The organism is Cupriavidus sp. KB_39 (assembly GCF_052114485.1).
Taxonomy (GTDB): Bacteria; Pseudomonadota; Gammaproteobacteria; order Burkholderiales; family Burkholderiaceae; genus Cupriavidus.
Map to the genome: position 1 here is coordinate 227,081 of NZ_JBFREV010000004.1, position 15,417 is coordinate 242,497.

Annotated in this window: 14 protein-coding genes; 2 read left to right on the forward strand and 12 right to left on the reverse strand. The window is 65.4% G+C overall.

What is annotated here, in order from left to right; genetic code table 11:
• Positions 1 to 61 precede the first annotated feature (61 nt).
• The 12 genes from accD to leuC all read right to left on the reverse strand — a co-directional run bounded on the left by accD (position 62) and on the right by leuC (position 13,696).
• Positions 62 to 934 (reverse strand): acetyl-CoA carboxylase, carboxyltransferase subunit beta, encoded by an 873-nt coding sequence (gene accD / locus AB4Z27_RS05035; RefSeq protein ID WP_092290111.1) that lies wholly within the window; start codon positions 932 to 934, stop codon positions 62 to 64.
• Positions 935 to 1,127: 193 nt separating this feature from the next.
• Complete coding sequence (trpA, locus tag AB4Z27_RS05040) at positions 1,128 to 1,925, reverse strand: tryptophan synthase subunit alpha (protein ID WP_441644002.1); 798 nt, start codon at positions 1,923 to 1,925, stop codon at positions 1,128 to 1,130.
• Between the two features lie 8 nt (positions 1,926 to 1,933).
• A complete protein-coding gene (locus AB4Z27_RS05045; RefSeq protein WP_092290121.1) occupies positions 1,934 to 2,818 on the reverse strand; it encodes a DNA-methyltransferase in 885 nt (294 codons plus the stop codon).
• Complete coding sequence (gene trpB, locus AB4Z27_RS05050) at positions 2,818 to 4,011, reverse strand: tryptophan synthase subunit beta (protein ID WP_092290124.1); 1,194 nt, start codon at positions 4,009 to 4,011, stop codon at positions 2,818 to 2,820. Before trpB ends, AB4Z27_RS05045 begins: the two co-directional genes overlap by 1 nt.
• A 102-nt stretch (positions 4,012 to 4,113) precedes the next feature.
• On the reverse strand, positions 4,114 to 4,860 hold the full coding sequence (locus tag AB4Z27_RS05055) for a phosphoribosylanthranilate isomerase (RefSeq protein WP_092290126.1): 747 nt from the start codon (positions 4,858 to 4,860) through the stop codon (positions 4,114 to 4,116).
• The gene (gene truA, locus AB4Z27_RS05060) at positions 4,847 to 5,668 is read right to left on the reverse strand and encodes a tRNA pseudouridine(38-40) synthase TruA (RefSeq protein ID WP_441644003.1); all 822 of its coding nucleotides are present in this window, start codon (positions 5,666 to 5,668) and stop codon (positions 4,847 to 4,849) included. Before truA ends, AB4Z27_RS05055 begins: the two co-directional genes overlap by 14 nt.
• 132 nt (positions 5,669 to 5,800) lie before the next feature.
• Positions 5,801 to 8,638: a FimV/HubP family polar landmark protein gene (locus tag AB4Z27_RS05065; protein WP_255370661.1), complete on the reverse strand. Its 2,838-nt coding sequence runs from the start codon at positions 8,636 to 8,638 to the stop codon at positions 5,801 to 5,803.
• A gap of 282 nt (positions 8,639 to 8,920) precedes the next feature.
• Complete coding sequence (asd, locus tag AB4Z27_RS05070) at positions 8,921 to 10,057, reverse strand: aspartate-semialdehyde dehydrogenase (RefSeq protein ID WP_092290130.1); 1,137 nt, start codon at positions 10,055 to 10,057, stop codon at positions 8,921 to 8,923.
• A 288-nt stretch (positions 10,058 to 10,345) separates the two neighbouring features.
• Positions 10,346 to 11,413: a 3-isopropylmalate dehydrogenase gene (leuB, locus tag AB4Z27_RS05075; protein WP_092290132.1), complete on the reverse strand. Its 1,068-nt coding sequence runs from the start codon at positions 11,411 to 11,413 to the stop codon at positions 10,346 to 10,348.
• A 33-nt stretch (positions 11,414 to 11,446) separates the two neighbouring features.
• Positions 11,447 to 12,097 (reverse strand): 3-isopropylmalate dehydratase small subunit, encoded by a 651-nt coding sequence (gene leuD, locus AB4Z27_RS05080; protein WP_441590542.1) that lies wholly within the window; start codon positions 12,095 to 12,097, stop codon positions 11,447 to 11,449.
• 10 nt (positions 12,098 to 12,107) lie between these two features.
• Positions 12,108 to 12,239, reverse strand: coding sequence for an entericidin A/B family lipoprotein (locus AB4Z27_RS05085; RefSeq protein ID WP_092290135.1), 132 nt, complete (start codon positions 12,237 to 12,239; stop codon positions 12,108 to 12,110).
• A 47-nt stretch (positions 12,240 to 12,286) separates the two neighbouring features.
• On the reverse strand, positions 12,287 to 13,696 hold the full coding sequence (gene leuC / locus AB4Z27_RS05090) for a 3-isopropylmalate dehydratase large subunit (protein WP_092290149.1): 1,410 nt from the start codon (positions 13,694 to 13,696) through the stop codon (positions 12,287 to 12,289).
• Positions 13,697 to 14,059: 363 nt separating this feature from the next.
• Here leuC and AB4Z27_RS05095 point away from each other — a divergent pair, with 363 nt between their 5' ends.
• Both AB4Z27_RS05095 and AB4Z27_RS05100 read left to right on the forward strand, forming a co-directional pair.
• On the forward strand, positions 14,060 to 14,542 hold the full coding sequence (locus tag AB4Z27_RS05095) for an Hcp family type VI secretion system effector (RefSeq protein ID WP_441644004.1): 483 nt from the start codon (positions 14,060 to 14,062) through the stop codon (positions 14,540 to 14,542).
• 13 nt (positions 14,543 to 14,555) lie between these two features.
• Complete coding sequence (locus AB4Z27_RS05100) at positions 14,556 to 15,170, forward strand: peptidoglycan recognition protein family protein (protein WP_092290153.1); 615 nt, start codon at positions 14,556 to 14,558, stop codon at positions 15,168 to 15,170.
• Positions 15,171 to 15,417: the final 247 nt, after the last annotated feature.

A 15,417-nucleotide genomic window follows, 5' to 3' on the forward strand; every position in this document is an offset into this window, starting at 1 on the left:
AAAAACAAAATGGCGCGGGTGGGGGCACCCGCGCCATTGTCCTGCATTCACACGAATCGCGTCAGGCTACCGCGTCCGCCGGTTGCTTCTGCAGCAGCGCCAGCAGTTGCGCCAGCTCGGCGCGCAGCTTGCGACGGTCGACGATCATGTCGATCGCGCCCTTCTGCAGCAGGAACTCGGCACGCTGGAAGCCTTCCGGCAGCTTCTCGCGCACGGTCTGCTCGATCACGCGCGGGCCGGCAAAGCCGATCAGCGCCTTGGGTTCGGCAATCACCACGTCGCCCAGGAAGGCGAAGCTGGCCGAGACGCCGCCCATGGTCGGGTCCGTCAGCACGCTGATGAACGGCAGCTTGGCGTTGGCCAGCTGGTTCAGCATGGCCGTGGTCTTGGCCATCTGCATCAGCGACAGCAGGCTTTCCTGCATGCGCGCGCCGCCCGTGGCGGTAATGCAGATAAACGGCACCTTCTGCTCGAGCGCCGCCTGCGCGCCGCGCGCGAAGCGCTCGCCCACCACGGAGCCCATCGAACCGCCCATGAACTCGAACTCGAAGCAGCTCACCACCACCGGAATGGTGTGGATGGCACCGCCGATGACGACCATCGCATCGGTCTCGCCAGTCTCTTCCATGGCGGCCTTGATGCGGTCCGGGTACTTCTTGGTGTCCTTGAACTTCAGCGCGTCCACCGGCACGATTTCCTGGCCGATTTCATAGCGGCCTTCGGCGTCCAGCAGCGCGTCCAGCCGCTCGCGCGAGCGGATGCGCATATGGTGGTCGCACTTCGGGCAGACGTGCAGATTGGCCTCGACGTCGGTCCGGTACAGCGTGGACTCGCACGCCGGGCACTTGACCCACAGCCCTTCCGGAATGCCCTTGCGGGTGGAGGGGTCGGTCTGTTGAATCTTGGGAGGCAGGAGTTTATCCAACCAGCTCATGAAAGCTCCTTACGGATAGCCGCCGTCCGCGCGCCAGCCTGCATGCGCAGGCGCTGACGGTGAGACGACAGGGAATCAGGCCGCGAATTTACCATGCCGGGCCGGTCTGGCCGAAGCAAATCGCATCGATTGTGATACATCGATCACAATCAAGCCATGTCGATGTCGGCATGGCGTCACGTTTTGCCGTGGCTCAGGCGTCCAGGGCCCGGCGGATTTCGGCGATGAAGTCGCGCAGCGCGGTCACTGCCTGGTCGCGCGGGGCGTCTTCCAGCAGTTGCACCAGACGGCTGCCGATCACCACGGCGTCCGCCACGCTGCCGATGGCGCGCGCGGTCTGGGCATCGCGGATGCCGAAGCCCACGCCCACCGGCAGGTTGGCGTGGCGCTTGATCAGTGGCAGGCGGCTCGCCACGCTTTCCAGGTCGATCGTGGCCGAGCCGGTCACGCCCTTCAGCGACACGTAATAAAGATAGCCGCTGGCGACCTTCGCCACCGCCTCGATGCGCGCATCGGTGGAGGTCGGGGCGAGCAGGAAGATGGGATCCATCTCATTGGCGCGCATCAGGGCGGCAAACGCCTCGCACTCCTCGGGCGGATAGTCGACCACGAGCACGCCGTCCACGCCAGCCGCGCGGGCGGCCTTGGCGAAGGCCTCGTCGCCCATCCGCTCGATCGGGTTGGCGTAGCCCATCAGCACGACGGGCGTGCTGGCGTCGGTTTTTCGGAATTCTGCGACCCAGGCGAGCACCTGCGTCAGCGTCACGCCCTGCGCGAGCGCCCGCTCGGATGCGCGCTGGATCACCGGGCCGTCGGCCATCGGGTCCGAGAACGGCACGCCGAGTTCGATCACATCGGCGCCACCGGCCACCAACGCGTGCATCAGGTCCACGGTCAGGCCGGGCGCCGGATCCCCGGCGGTGATGAACGGAATCAGGCCCTTCTTCTGCTGCGCGGCCAAGGCCGCGAAAGTCTTCTGGATGCGGGACATGTCAGGAATTAGATAAGGCGTTGGACGGCGGCATCGGCTTCCGCGGCATCGTCATTGGCGGCGGGTACTGCGGGTTGAACCGGATCCGGCACGGCGGGCGTGACCAGSGGGATCGCCGCCTCCACCCGCTGGCGCACCAGTTGCGCGTACTCAGGATTCATCTCATAGCCGACGAAGCGCCGGCCATGGCGCACGCAGGCCACGGCGGTGGTGCCGCTGCCCGTGAACGGATCGAGCACGAGCCCGCCCGGCGGGCAGCTCGCCAGCACCATCCGCTCCACGATCTCGAGCGGCTTCTGGGTCGGATGGTCGGCGCGCTCGGGGTCCTGGCGATGGATGCGGGACACGCTCCACAGGTCCTTCGGGTTGTATCCCACCTCGAGCCACTTCTTGCCCTCGAAGCGCGGCCGGCTGCGCGCCTTCTTGGTCTCGGCRTCGTACGGAATCCGTACCGGGTCGAGGTCGAAGTAGTAGTCGCGCTGGCGGGCGAAGAAGCCGATGTTGTCATGCACCGACGAATACTTGCGCGTGGTGCCTCCCATGCTCGGCACGCGGCGGTCCCAGATGATCTCGTTGATCATGGTCAACCGTTGCTTGAGCATCACGAACAGCTCGGGCGAGTACTGCCACGTGCAGAACAGGTAGAGCGAGCCGCGCGGCGCGATTTTCGGCACGATGGCGTCCATCCACCGCTCGGACCATTCCAGGTAGGCCTGGCCCGAGAGGCGGTCGGAATCGTTGCCGTAGTCCTTGCCCAGCCCATAGGGCGGGTCAGCCACGACGAGATCGATGGAGCCGTCGGGGATCTTGGAGATCCCTTCCAGCACGTCTTCCTGATAGAGCCGCAACGCGGAGGAGTCCAGCAGGTCGGATTCGGGAGGCAGCACTTGCATCAGAGCTTCAGCCCCGCACGTTCGGCCACRGTGTGCATGTCCTTGTCGCCCCGTCCGGAGAGGTTCACCAGCAGTAGCTTGTCCTTCGGCAGCGTCGGCGCCAGCTTGCAGGCGTAGGCGATGGCATGGCTCGACTCCAGCGCCGGGATGATGCCCTCGATGCGGCAGCAGTCATGGAAGGCCTTGAGCGCCTCGTCGTCGGTAATCGGCACGTACTGCGCGCGGCCGATGTCCTTGAGCCACGCGTGCTCGGGACCCACGCCCGGGTAGTCCAGGCCGGCCGAGACCGAATGGGTCTCGATGATCTGGCCGTTGGCGTCCTGCAGCAGGTAGGTGCGGTTGCCGTGCAGCACGCCCGGCGAGCCGCCGGTCAGCGACGCCGCGTGGCGGCCCGTCTCCAGGCCGTCGCCGGCGGCTTCCACGCCGATCAGCTGCACATCGGGATAGTCGATATACGGATAGAAGATGCCCATCGCATTGGAGCCACCTCCCACGCACGCGATGACCGCGTCTGGCTGGCGGCCGGCCAGCTCGGGCATCTGCACCTTGGCTTCCTCGCCGATCACGCACTGGAAGTCACGCACCATCATCGGGTACGGGTGCGGGCCCGCCACGGTACCGATGATGTAGAACGTGGATTCCACGTTGGTCACCCAGTCGCGCATCGCTTCATTGAGCGCGTCCTTGAGCGTGCGCGAGCCGGACTCCACGGGCACGACGGTGGCACCGAGCAGCTTCATGCGGTAGACGTTGGCGGCCTGACGCTGCACGTCCTCGGCCCCCATGTAGACCACGCATTCCATGCCGAAGCGCGCGGCGATCGTCGCCGTGGCCACGCCGTGCATGCCGGCGCCGGTTTCGGCAATCACGCGCTTCTTGCCCATCTTGCGGGCCAGAATCGCCTGACCAATCACATTGTTGATCTTGTGCGCGCCGGTGTGGTTCAGGTCTTCGCGCTTGAGGAAGATCTGGGCCCCGCCGAGCGTCTCGCTCCAGCGCTGCGCATGGTAGATCGGCGACGGGCGGCCGACGAAGTGCTTCAGCTCGCGCCGGTATTCGGCGTCGAACGCGGGATCGTTCTGGGATTGCGCATAGGCTTCGCGCAGCTCGTCCAGCGCGTGAACCAGCGTTTCGGAAACGAAGGTGCCGCCATAGGGGCCGAAATGGCCACGGGAATCGGGCAAGTCGTACATGTCCAGGCTCTCAGGATGGCGCACCGGCCCGGTTCGGGCAGGGGCGCTGAAATTCGGGGATGCGGCCGGCAGGCGGCGGGAACGGGTCCGGGAGGCCCCGGGTCACCCTGCTTCCGCCATGCGCACGGCACGCACGAACGCGGCAATGCGGGCGTGGTCCTTCACGCCCTTCGACGCCTCCACGCCGCTGCTCACATCCACGGCATAGGGGCGCACGCGCTCAATCGCGCCAGCGACGTTTTGCGCGTTCAACCCACCACTCAAAACGATGCGAGGAGCGCCGTTTGCGTTCGGGCTGCCCTTGGGGGGCACGGAGGGTGCCGGCTGCGAGGTGGAAACCAGCGCCGGATCGGTCGGAAGCCATTGGCCGGGAATCAGGGTCCAGTCGAAGACGTGGCCGCCACCGCCATAGCCTTCCACGAAGGCATCGAGCAACAGGCCGGCGGCGTCACGGTATTGATCGGCGAATTCTACCAAATCGAGCCCCGGACGAACACGGGCCGCACGCATGAAGGGCAGCCGGCAGCGCCGGGCGATCTCCGCGCACTGCTCGGGGGTCTCGTCACCGTGGAACTGAAGTAGCGTCAACGGCACCCGCTCCGCCACGTGGGCCACTTCCTCGGCATCGGCATTGACGAACAGGCCAACCACCGAGACGAACGGCGCGACTCGCTCGGCCAGTGCCGCCGCGCGCGCCACGTCCACATAGCGCGGGCTGCCGGCGTAGCAGACCAGGCCGATGGCGTCGGCGCCGGCATCCACGGCGGCGCGTACGTCGTCCTCGCGGGTCAGGCCGCAGATCTTGACGCGGGTGCGGCCGGGCATCTGGCTGAAATCAGGCGCCGTCATCGGTAAAGACTCCGTGGAARAAGCTCGCGGACGGGTCCGCGGCGGGCAGCCGGTACGGCTCAGGATACTTCACGCCGGCCAGGTAGAGGCCATCGGGCATGAAGGTGGGCGCAGCCAGGCGGCGGTCGCGGCCGGCCAGYACTTCGGCCATCCAGCTCACCGGATAGCGGCCCCGCCCTACCGCTACGAGGGAACCCATCAGGTTGCGCACCATGTGGTGCAGGAAGGCGCTGGCGCGGAAGCGCAGGAAGACCCAGTTGCCGTCGGCCTTCAGGGTCACGTCGTACATCGTCTTGATGGGCGACTTGGCCTGGCATTCGGCGGCGCGGAAGGCCGAGAAATCGTGCTCGCCCAGCAGGCAGCTCGCGGCGGCGCGCATGGCGTCCACGTCGAGCTGCTGGCCCGGCGGGAGCATCAGGTAGCCGGCGCGGCCATGCAGCATTGGCACGCGGTGCGGGCCGGTGTAGAGCGCGTAGTAATACTTGCGCTCGAACGCCAGGAAGCGCGCGTGGAAGCCCTCGTCCACCGGCTCGGCCCATTGCAGGGCGACCGACGGCGGCAGGAAGGCRTTGATGCCGCGCACCCAGGAAAACTTGTCGCGCGAGAGTTCGGTATCGAGATGAATCACCTGCCCGAGCGCATGCACGCCGGCATCGGTACGCCCCGCCACCGTGGTCAGCAGGCGAGTCCCGGCAAAACGCTCGATGGCGTCTTCCAGATGGTYCTGCACGGTATTGCGGTGCGGTTGCGCCTGCCAGCCCGAGAAGGCCGACCCGTCGTACTGAAGCCCGATGGCGATGCGATTCATGGATCCCAAAAGAAAATGCGCCGGAAGGGACGCTTCCGGCGCATCGCTTCGGGCCGCAACGGCGTGGCGCCGTGCAAGCCCTCCATCATACCGGCCTTTGCAGGCCGTTTTCCGACGCSTGACCGCTACCGGTCAGGCCACCTCGCGCAGCAGCGTGCGCGCTTCGGCCTGGAGCGGGTCTTGCGACTGATCCACCACTTCCTGGAGTAGTTCGCGGGCCCCTTCCTTGTCGCCGATCTCGATGTAGGCACGCGCCAGGTCGAGCTTGATCTGCATGTCGCGGCCGCCGTCCATGCCGTTGGCGGACAGGGTGCTGGCGGACACGCCGTGGGTGGTGTCACCACCGCCCTCGGACGTCACGCGRCTCAGGTCGATCGGCTCGGCCAGACGGCCGTTCTGCAGCATCGTCGGCGCCGGGAGCGGCACCGAGTCGGCCAGCGGGTCGTTGCCCGCCGACTTGCCGGCGCTGCCGGGGTTCAGGTCGAGCGAGATGCCCGACATGTCGAACTCCAGCGGACGCGAACGCGTCGGGGTATCGAGCGCCGGCACCTCGGCCAGGTGGCGGCTTTCCAGGTCAGCCGGCATGTCGAGGCCGGTGTCGTGGCTTTCGTCGAGTACGTCATCCAGACGTGCCACCGGTTCCGCTTGGAATTCGTTACCGAATACCAGCGAGGCCGACTCCGGTGCCACGATGGGCTCCCCCGGCGCGGGCGCCGGGAAGGCGTCGAGCGGCAGCGCCAGATCCGCCATGGCGGGCTCGCGCGGCGGTTGCTCGAGGTTGTGCGCGGGGTCCTGCGTGCGCCATTGGTCCGCGACCGGCGTGGTGGTATCCACTTCGGCCGTGGCGTCCGGCGCTACCGACAAATACAAGGCATTGCTCGGGTCCAGCTTGCGACCCATTTCGGCGGCCTGCAGCCAGTCCGCGCCTTGCCCGCCCGTCTGGGCGAACATTTCTTCTGCAATCACTCGGAAACCTTCCACATCCTGGCGAGTGTTGTAAATCTCCAGCAGCTTCAGGCGAATGGCCTGACGCTCCGGGCTCTGTTGCAGCGCTTCGCGCAGGATTTCTTCGGCCTGCACGTCGCGCCCGTAGGCGATATACACCTCCGCCTCGGCGATCGGGTCCACCTCGGTAGCTTCCGGCGAGTTGTTGCCGATCCGGAAATCGGCGCCGAACACGCTGTGCTGCGAGGTATCCACGCTCTGGCCGCCGGCGGTGCCGAACAGCGAATGGCCACCGGCCATCACCGTGCTTTCCTGCGACAGGATGCTGTCGCCGAAGCCGCCGTTGTCAGCGGTCTTCTGCTTCTGGCGGCGACGATAGACGGCATAGCCGCCCAGCAGCGCGACCAGCAGGCCGGCGCCCGGCAGCAGCATCGGGTTGCCCAGCAGTTCGTCCAGGAACGAGGGTTCCGGTACCGGTGCGGGCTGCACGCGCGGCGCGGGCTTCTTCACGGCCACAGGGGCGGAAGCGGCGGCGGCCGGGGCGGGTGCGGCGGCGTCTGCCTGCGGCGCCGAAGCGGCGGCCGTTGCAGCCACAGCGGCTGCGGCCGGCGCGGCGGCATCGGCTGCGGAGGCCGGTGCAGCTGCCGTGGCGGCCGGAGCCGGCGTCGGCGTGGCCGTGCTCGTCGCGGCAGTCGCCGTGTCAGCGGGCTTGGCCGGCTCGGCGGGCACCACGGTCGGCGCGGTGCTGGCCGCCGGCGTGGCCGGCGCAGCAGCCTGGGCCGGAGCCGCCTTGGCCTGGTTCAGCTTGGCGATCTCGGCATTCTTCAGCTCCATCAGGCGCTGCATGTCMGTGACGTTCTTCTCGAGCTGGGCCAGCTTCGACTCGGCGTCCTTCAGCTTGCGCTGCGAGGCCACTTCGGCTTCGGCCTGGGCTTGCGCCTTGGCCTGCGCGGCGCGGTCTGCCTTGCTCAGCTTCAGTTCGTCGCGCGGACCGGCGGCGGGCACCGTGGTGTCCTGCACGCGCGCCGTCACGTTGCCGGACTGCTCACGCCCCGAGCCCGCTTCCACGGACTTCGCGGCAGCGGCGGCGGCCAGACGGCTGCGGTAGCTGTCGAAGCCCTGCGTGCGCGCCACGACCTCGCGGCGAGCTTCGCGCGGGCTCACGGACTGCGCCTGCTGGGCGCTCGGCACCTTCAACACCGCGCCGGACTTGATCCGGTTGATGTTGCCGCCGATGAATGCATTCGGATTATTCCGATACAGCGCGAGCAGCATCTGCTCGAGCGACACGTCCTGGCCCTGCGCGGCATCGCCGGCAATGCTGGACAGCGTGTCGCCGCGCTGGATCGTGTATGGCTCGCCGGCGGCAGCGCCGTCGGTCGATGCGGGGGCCGCCGGGGCGGCGGCGCGGCGCGGCTGGCGCGGGGCCGGAGCCGGGCGAGCGGCCTCCGACGACGCGGCGGCCGGCACCGGCGCGGCGGGCTTGGCCGCCTGCGCGGGGGCCTCGGCCGGGGACGCATCGGGCGTAGCCGCCTGCACCACCGTGGTCGGGGCGAAGCTCTGGTTGGACTTCGCGCCCGCTGGATCGAGCAGGAACGTGTAGGCGCGCGTCACCTTGCCGCTCGACCAGCTCATGTCGACGAGGATGTCGACGAACGGYTCGCTGATCGGCTGGTTGGAACGGACGGTTGCCACATAGGTGCCGTTGGGGCGCTGCTCCACCTGGAGTCGCACGCCGGACACGGCCGGCAGGTACGTCAGCCCTGCCCTGGCATAGGCGGCCGGCGAGGCAAGCTTGACGTTGAGACTGTCCGCTTCCTCGGCCGAAACGCCGCTGATATCGATTTCAGCCTGGAGCGGTTGCCCCAGATTGGACTGTACCCGTAATTGTCCGAACCCCGCGGCGTACGCGGCGGGCTGCATCAGCAGCAAACCGAGAGCCGTGACGGCCAGCGTTGACCAGCGCTGACGGACAGTAGGCGCATCTTTCCGGCGATGTAGGCTCACACTCACCTCGTGCTCCATTTATGTTTCTAGTAGCGAAAAATAAACCCGACCCAAATGCCTGGCAGGCGGGCGGACGGCCGGTGCGGACGAAAAAAACGTCGTGCCCGATTGTCTCACCCCTTCGCCGCAATGACGCGACGGTGACCCCTTGGCCAGGCGAATGCCGGCTGTATTGTGACGCAAGCCTGGGAAAAATAGGGGTCCGAACGTAACAACGCCGCGCTGGGGCGCGGCGTTGGCAGGAAAGCGGCGGATTCTGTTGCCTCCCCGCAACGAATGCCGGGGAGACTCAGTACCTGCTTACTTCTCGATCAGAATGCGCAGCATACGACGCAGCGGCTCGGCGGCGCCCCACAGCAGTTGGTCGCCCACCGTGAAGGCCGAGAGGTACTCGCCGCCCATCTGCATCTTGCGCAGGCGACCCACCGGAATGCTCAGCGTGCCGGTCACGGCAGCCGGGGTCAGGTCGGTCATGCTCGCTTCGCGCGTGTTCGGCACCACCTTGGCCCACGGGTTGTGGGAGGCCAGCATGCCTTCGATCTCGTCCAGCGGCACATCCTTGCGCAGCTTGATGGTCAGCGCCTGCGAGTGGCAGCGCATGGCGCCAATCCGCACGCACAGGCCGTCCACGGCGATCGGGGTGGCCCCGGTCGCGCCCAGGAAGCCATCGCCGCGACCCAGGATCTTGTTGGTCTCGGCGCCGCCCTTCCATTCTTCGCGCGACACGCCGTTGCCCAGATCCTTGTCGATCCAGGGAATCAGGTTGCCGGCCAGCGGCACGCCGAATTGCTTGGTTTCGTCCGCCGACAGGCCGTGCTGCGTGGCCAGGATGGTGCGGTCGATCTCGAGGATGGCCGAGGCGGGGTTGTCCAGCAGCGGCTTGACCGAGGCGTTCAAGGTGCCGAACTGCGTCAGCAGCTCGCGCATATGCTGCGCGCCGCCGCCCGAGGCCGCCTGGTAGGTCATGGAGGTCATCCACTCGATCAGGTCGTTCTCGAACAGGCCGCCGAGGCCCATCAGCATGCAGCTGACCGTGCAGTTGCCGCCGATGAAGTTCTTGACGCCCTTCGAAAGTGCATCCTTGATCACGTCATTGTTGACGGGGTCGAGCACGATGATCGCGTCGTCCTTCATGCGCAGCGAAGACGCCGCATCAATCCAGTAGCCGTTCCAGCCGGCCGCGCGCAGGCGCGGGAAGACATCGCTGGTGTAGTCGCCGCCCTGGGCGGTGAGCACCACGTCGCACTGCTTCAGTGCGTCGATGTCGTTGGCATCTTTCAGCGTGGTTTCGTTCTTCGCCATGGCCGGGGCCTTGCCGCCGGCGTTGGACGTGCTGAAGAAAACGGGCTCGATATGGTCGAAATCGCGCTCTTCCTGCATGCGTTGCATCAGGACGCTGCCGACCATTCCTCGCCAACCGACGAGACCTACAATCATGACTTACCTCGGATGTGATGAGTACTTCCCCGCCATTTTCCTCGCCCGGCGTACGCTGCGCGGGGAAGACGGGCAGGCACGACGAACGATCTTAGGGGATCGTTTTGGTAGTAATGGTTTTAATCGTCGCGGTATGGTCGCGCGAACCCACGCCGGCCGTGATGACGGCAGCGATGGCAGTAGCGAGGAACTGGGGAATTCGGACCATTCGCGGAGTCTACACGATTTTCTTGCGCCAACGGGGCCCGAAGGCCCCGTTTTTGGCACGAACTGGCAAAAAACGGCCGATTACAGCGCAGCCAGCACGGCTTCGCCCATCTCCCGCGTGCCGACCTGCTTGCAGCCCGGCGTGAGGATGTCGCCGGTGCGGTAGCCCTGGGCCAGCACCTTCTTGACGGCGTTCTCGATGCGGTCGGCCTGGTCGGCCTTGTTCAGCGAGTAGCGCAGCATCATCGCGGCGGAGAGGATGGTGGCCAGCGGATTGGCCACGCCCTTGCCGGCGATGTCCGGCGCCGAGCCGTGCGACGGCTCGTACAGACCCTTGTTGTTGGCATCGAGCGACGCCGACGGCAGCATGCCGATGGAACCGGTCAGCATCGCGGCCTCGTCGGACAGGATGTCGCCGAACATATTGCCGGTAACGATCACATCGAAGCTCTTCGGCGCCTTGACCAGCTGCATGGCCGCGTTGTCGACGTACATGTGCGACAGCTCGACGTCCGGATATTCCTTGCTGACATCGATCACGATGTCCTTCCAGAACTGGAACGTCTCCAGCACGTTGGCCTTGTCCACGCTGCACAGCTTCTTGCCACGCTTGGCTGCGGCCTGGAACGCCACGTGGGCGATGCGGCGGATCTCGGGCTCGCTGTAGCGCATCGTGTCGAAGGCTTCGCGGGCGCCCTTGAACAGGCCGTCCGGGGCCTCGCGCATGCCGCGCGGCTGACCGAAGTAGATGTCGCCGTTCAGCTCACGCACGATCAGGATGTCCAGGCCGGCCACCAGTTCGGGCTTCAGGCTCGAGGCGCCGGTCAGCTCCGGGTAGCAGATCGCCGGGCGGAAGTTCGCGAACAGCTGCAGGTGCTTGCGCAGGCCCAGGATGGCCTGCTCCGGGCGCAGCGGGCGCTCCAGGCTGTCGTACTTCCAGTCGCCCACGGCGCCGAACAGGATGGCATCGGCCTCCTTGGCCAGCTTCAGCGTGTTCTCGGGCAGCGGATGGCCTTCGGCCTCGTAGCCGGCGCCGCCGACCGGCGCCGTTTCCAGTTCGAATTTCTCGTCGAGGGCGTTGAGCACCTTGACAGCTTCGGCAACGATCTCGGGACCAATGCCGTCACCCGGCAGGACTGCAATCTTCATCTGTCTTCCTGTATTGGAGTGTGTCTTGCGCGGTCAGCCGACCAGGCGATTGCCCAGCCAGGGCATCTTCGTCAGGCGCTCGGCTTCGTACGCCTTGATCTTGTCCTTGTGGCGCAGCGTCAGCGCCACGTCGTCAAAGCCGTTCAGCATGCAGTACTTGCGGAACGGGGCGATGTCGAACGGGTAGCTGTTGCCGCCCGGCGTGAGCACCACCTGCTTGTCCAGGTCGATGGTCAGCTGGTAGCCCGGGAACGCGTTGGTCTCGTTGAACAGGTGGTCGACCTGGAGGTCGGTCAGCGCCACCGGCAGCAGGCCGTTCTTGTAGCAGTTATTGAAGAAGATATCGGCGAAGCTCGGCGCGATGACGGCGCGGAAGCCGTATTGCGTGAGCGCCCACGGCGCGTGCTCGCGCGAGCTGCCGCAGCCGAAGTTGTTGCGTGCCAGCAGGATGCTCGCGCCCTGGTAGCGCTGCTGGTTCAGCACGAAGTCCGGGTTCAGCGGGCGCTTGCTGTTGTCCTGGCCGGGCTGGCCGACGTCCTTGTAGCGCCATTCGTCGAACAGGTTCGGGCCGAAGCCCGTGCGCTTGATCGACTTCAGGAACTGCTTCGGGATGATCGCGTCGGTGTCGACGTTTTCGCGGTCCAGCGGCGCCACGAGGCCGCTGTGTACGGTGAACTTGTCCATGAGTATGTCCTTACTTGCGCGCCGCGTTCTCGAGGGAACGCCCGGCGGCCTGCGTGTCCTTGCCGATGCCAGCCATCGTGTTGCAGCCAGCCAGTTGCAGCATGCCCAGGCATGCCAGGAACGTGATCACGATCTTTTTCATGTTCTGCTTATTCGATTAGCCGTGTACGGATGCCGTTGCGTAACGCCTCAGCCCAGCTTTCGGATGTCGACGAAATGACCCTCGATGGCAGCGGCGGCGGCCATCGCCGGGCTGACCAGGTGGGTCCGGCCGCCGGCGCCCTGGCGGCCTTCGAAGTTGCGGTTCGAGGTGGAAGCGCAGCGCTCGCCCGGCTCCAGCCGGTCGGCGTTCATCGCCAGGCACATCGAGCAGCCCGGCTCGCGCCATTCGAAGCCGGCGGCCTTGAAGACCTTGTCCAGCCCTTCGCGCTCGGCTTGCGCCTTCACCAGGCCCGAGCCCGGCACCACCATCGCCAGCTTCACGTTGCCGGCTACCTTGCGGCCCAGCTTCTGCACCACCCAGGCGGCGGCGCGCATGTCCTCGATGCGGCTGTTGGTGCAGGAGCCGATGAACACCTTGTCGATCTGGATCGACTCCATCGGCACGTTCGGCTGCAGGTTCATGTACTCGAGCGCGCGCTCCATGGCGTTGCGGCGGTTCGGGTCTTTTTCCTTCTCGGGATCGGGTACGCGGTCCTCGATGCTGACCACCATCTCGGGCGACGTGCCCCAGGTGACCTGCGGACGGATGTCCTCGCCGCGCAGTTCAACCACCTTGTCGAAGTGGGCGCCTGCGTCCGAATGCAGCGTGCGCCAATAGGCCACGGCCTGGTCCCATTCCACGCCCTGCGGCGCGTACGGACGACCCTTCACGTATTCCAGCGTCACGTCATCCACGGCCACCATGCCGGCGCGCGCGCCAGCTTCGATCGCCATGTTGCAGACGGTCATGCGGCCTTCCATCGTCAGGTCGCGGATGGCGGACCCGGCGAATTCCATGGTGTAGCCCGTACCGCCAGCCGTGCCGATCTTGCCGATGATGGCCAGCACGATGTCCTTGGCGGTGCAGCCGCGCGGCAGCTTGCCTTCCACGCGGATCAGCATGTTCTTGGCCTTCTTGCCCAGCAGCGTCTGCGTGGCCAGCACGTGCTCCACCTCGGACGTACCGATGCCGTGCGCCAGCGCGCCGAACGCGCCGTGCGTGCTGGTGTGCGAATCGCCGCAGACCACCGTCATGCCCGGCAGCGTGGCGCCCTGCTCCGGCCCGATCACGTGGACGATGCCCTGGCGGTGATCGTTCATCTTGAACTGGGTGATGCCGAAGGCGTCGCAGTTGGCGTCGAGCGTATCGACCTGGAGCTTCGAGACGGGGTCGGTGATGCCTTCCGTACGGTCCGTGGTCGGGACGTTGTGGTCGGACACGGCCAGGTTCGCGCTGATGCGCCACACCGGACGCTCCGCCAGCTTCAGCCCCTCGAACGCCTGCGGGCTGGTCACTTCGTGCAGCAGGTGGCGATCGATGTAGAGCAGCGTCGTGCCGTCTTCCTCGACGTGGACGGTGTGGTCATCCCAGAGTTTGTCGTAGAGCGTCTTGGCCATGATGCAGGGGGGGCGAACCGTCCGTCCGGGCAGGAACGGCGCAGGTCCGCGCAGTGGTTTGCAGGGGATTGTTATTTACCGGATGCCTTCGCGGGTCGGCGCCGCTATTGTGCCGCGCCTCCGGCGTGGCCGGTGATTGCTTGACATCGCAATCGATTATGCCACGCGGGGGCCCGCCCAAGCGGTCAGACGCTGCCAACCGCCCGGTAGTCATTGGCGAAAGGGGGATTTCGCGGTTGGCGAAAAGGGGTGGGTGGCGGCAAGTCTGGGGCGGCGGCGCCTTTCGAACTAGTTCTATAGATCACTTCTTTGCCGATCGATAGGCTCCCTGAGTTGTTTCTCAACCACCGACGGGAGCATCTGATGGCGCAGGACATCTTCTTGAAGCTGACAGGAATCGAGGGCGAAGCRACGGACGCCAGCCATTCGAAAGAGATTGAGGTTCTGACGTGGGAATGGTCGGTGAAGCAGCCATCGAACATGCACGCAGGAAGGGGCGGCGGCGCAGGCAAGGCGACCGTTGAGGACCTGACGTTCGAACACTATGTCGACCGCGCCACGCCCAATCTGATTCAGTACTGCCTGACCGGGAAACATATCGGCAGCGCAGTGCTGACGATGCGCAAGGCGGGTGGCAAGCCGCTTGAGTTTCTTAGGATCACGATGGAGGACGTCCTGATCACGCAGGTGAAACCGGCTCACAACATCAATATGCGCGCGCCCCGGGAAGAAGTCAGCCTTTCATTCTCGCGAGTGAAGCASGAATACGTCGTGCAGAACGCSTCSGGCGGYAGYGCCGGRACGGTCAGCATGGGTTATGACGTGAAGGTAAACAAATCAATCTGACTGGGARACACATATGTTCTTTATCGACAAGAATGGTCGAGTCGACGCTGAACGCGTCAAGGTCAAGATCTTCCCGAACATTGARCGGGGGCCGATGGACAGGGTAAATGGGATTATCGTTCACCAGACAGATGGCTCTACAACTGAAAGTACATTCAGCAGCTATCGAGCGAAAGGCGCGCTCGGCGCCCATTTCCTGATCGACAAGGACGGGACGATATATCAAACAGCTTCGCTGAAGAAAATYACCAGACACGTGGGAAARCTACAGTCACGCTGCATTGTTACGCACAAATGCTCGCCTGCTGAATTGAAGCTGACCACTGCAATTCAACTTCAATATACAAAGCTATCGATACACGAACACAAGAAGCCTTGGCCCGAGCGCTACCCTTCCAGCGACGACTCCATCGGTATCGAAATCGTGGGGAAATCCATGCCGATCGATCCAGCCAGCGACAGCAAGACCGCAAGGGTCTACGAGAACGTCACAACCCAGCAGAATGCGTCTCTCCGCTGGCTCATCGCGGAACTGGTTGCAACGTTCAAAGTTCCGACCGGAGAGATTTATCGACATCCTCAGGTCTCATATAAGAACTTAACCGAGGCGAGCACAGCAGAATGGTAAAGCTCGGACTGATCAGTGTCTCTATGATGGCCGCACTTTACGCGTTACCTGTAACGGCCCAAGAGAGAACAGTGACAAAGGTAGTCATCAAGGAAACGGGTTTAACCTCGCACACTGACGACGCCAGCCTCACGGAAAACTGTAAGACCTTCAAGCCAACAGTCAGCCAAGTGAAACGGTATTTCTCCAAGGCCTATCCGATAGAGAGCCGCATTCTGACGCACGAGCGTTATTCCCCATGCTTTGC

Excerpts from the sequence above, each read along its gene's own strand:
- accD (WP_092290111.1), bottom strand. The coding sequence starts at position 934 with ATGAGCTGGTTGGATAAACTCCTGCCTCCCAAGATTCAACAGACCGAC.
- trpA (WP_441644002.1), bottom strand. The coding sequence starts at position 1,925 with ATGTCCCGCATCCAGAAGACTTTCGCGGCCTTGGCCGCGCAGCAGAAG.
- AB4Z27_RS05055 (WP_092290126.1), bottom strand. The coding sequence starts at position 4,860 with ATGACGGCGCCTGATTTCAGCCAGATGCCCGGCCGCACCCGCGTCAAG.
- asd (WP_092290130.1), bottom strand. The coding sequence starts at position 10,057 with ATGATTGTAGGTCTCGTCGGTTGGCGAGGAATGGTCGGCAGCGTCCTG.
- leuB (WP_092290132.1), bottom strand. The coding sequence starts at position 11,413 with ATGAAGATTGCAGTCCTGCCGGGTGACGGCATTGGTCCCGAGATCGTT.
- leuD (WP_441590542.1), bottom strand. The coding sequence starts at position 12,097 with ATGGACAAGTTCACCGTACACAGCGGCCTCGTGGCGCCGCTGGACCGC.
- AB4Z27_RS05085 (WP_092290135.1), bottom strand. The coding sequence starts at position 12,239 with ATGAAAAAGATCGTGATCACGTTCCTGGCATGCCTGGGCATGCTGCAA.
- leuC (WP_092290149.1), bottom strand. The coding sequence starts at position 13,696 with ATGGCCAAGACGCTCTACGACAAACTCTGGGATGACCACACCGTCCAC.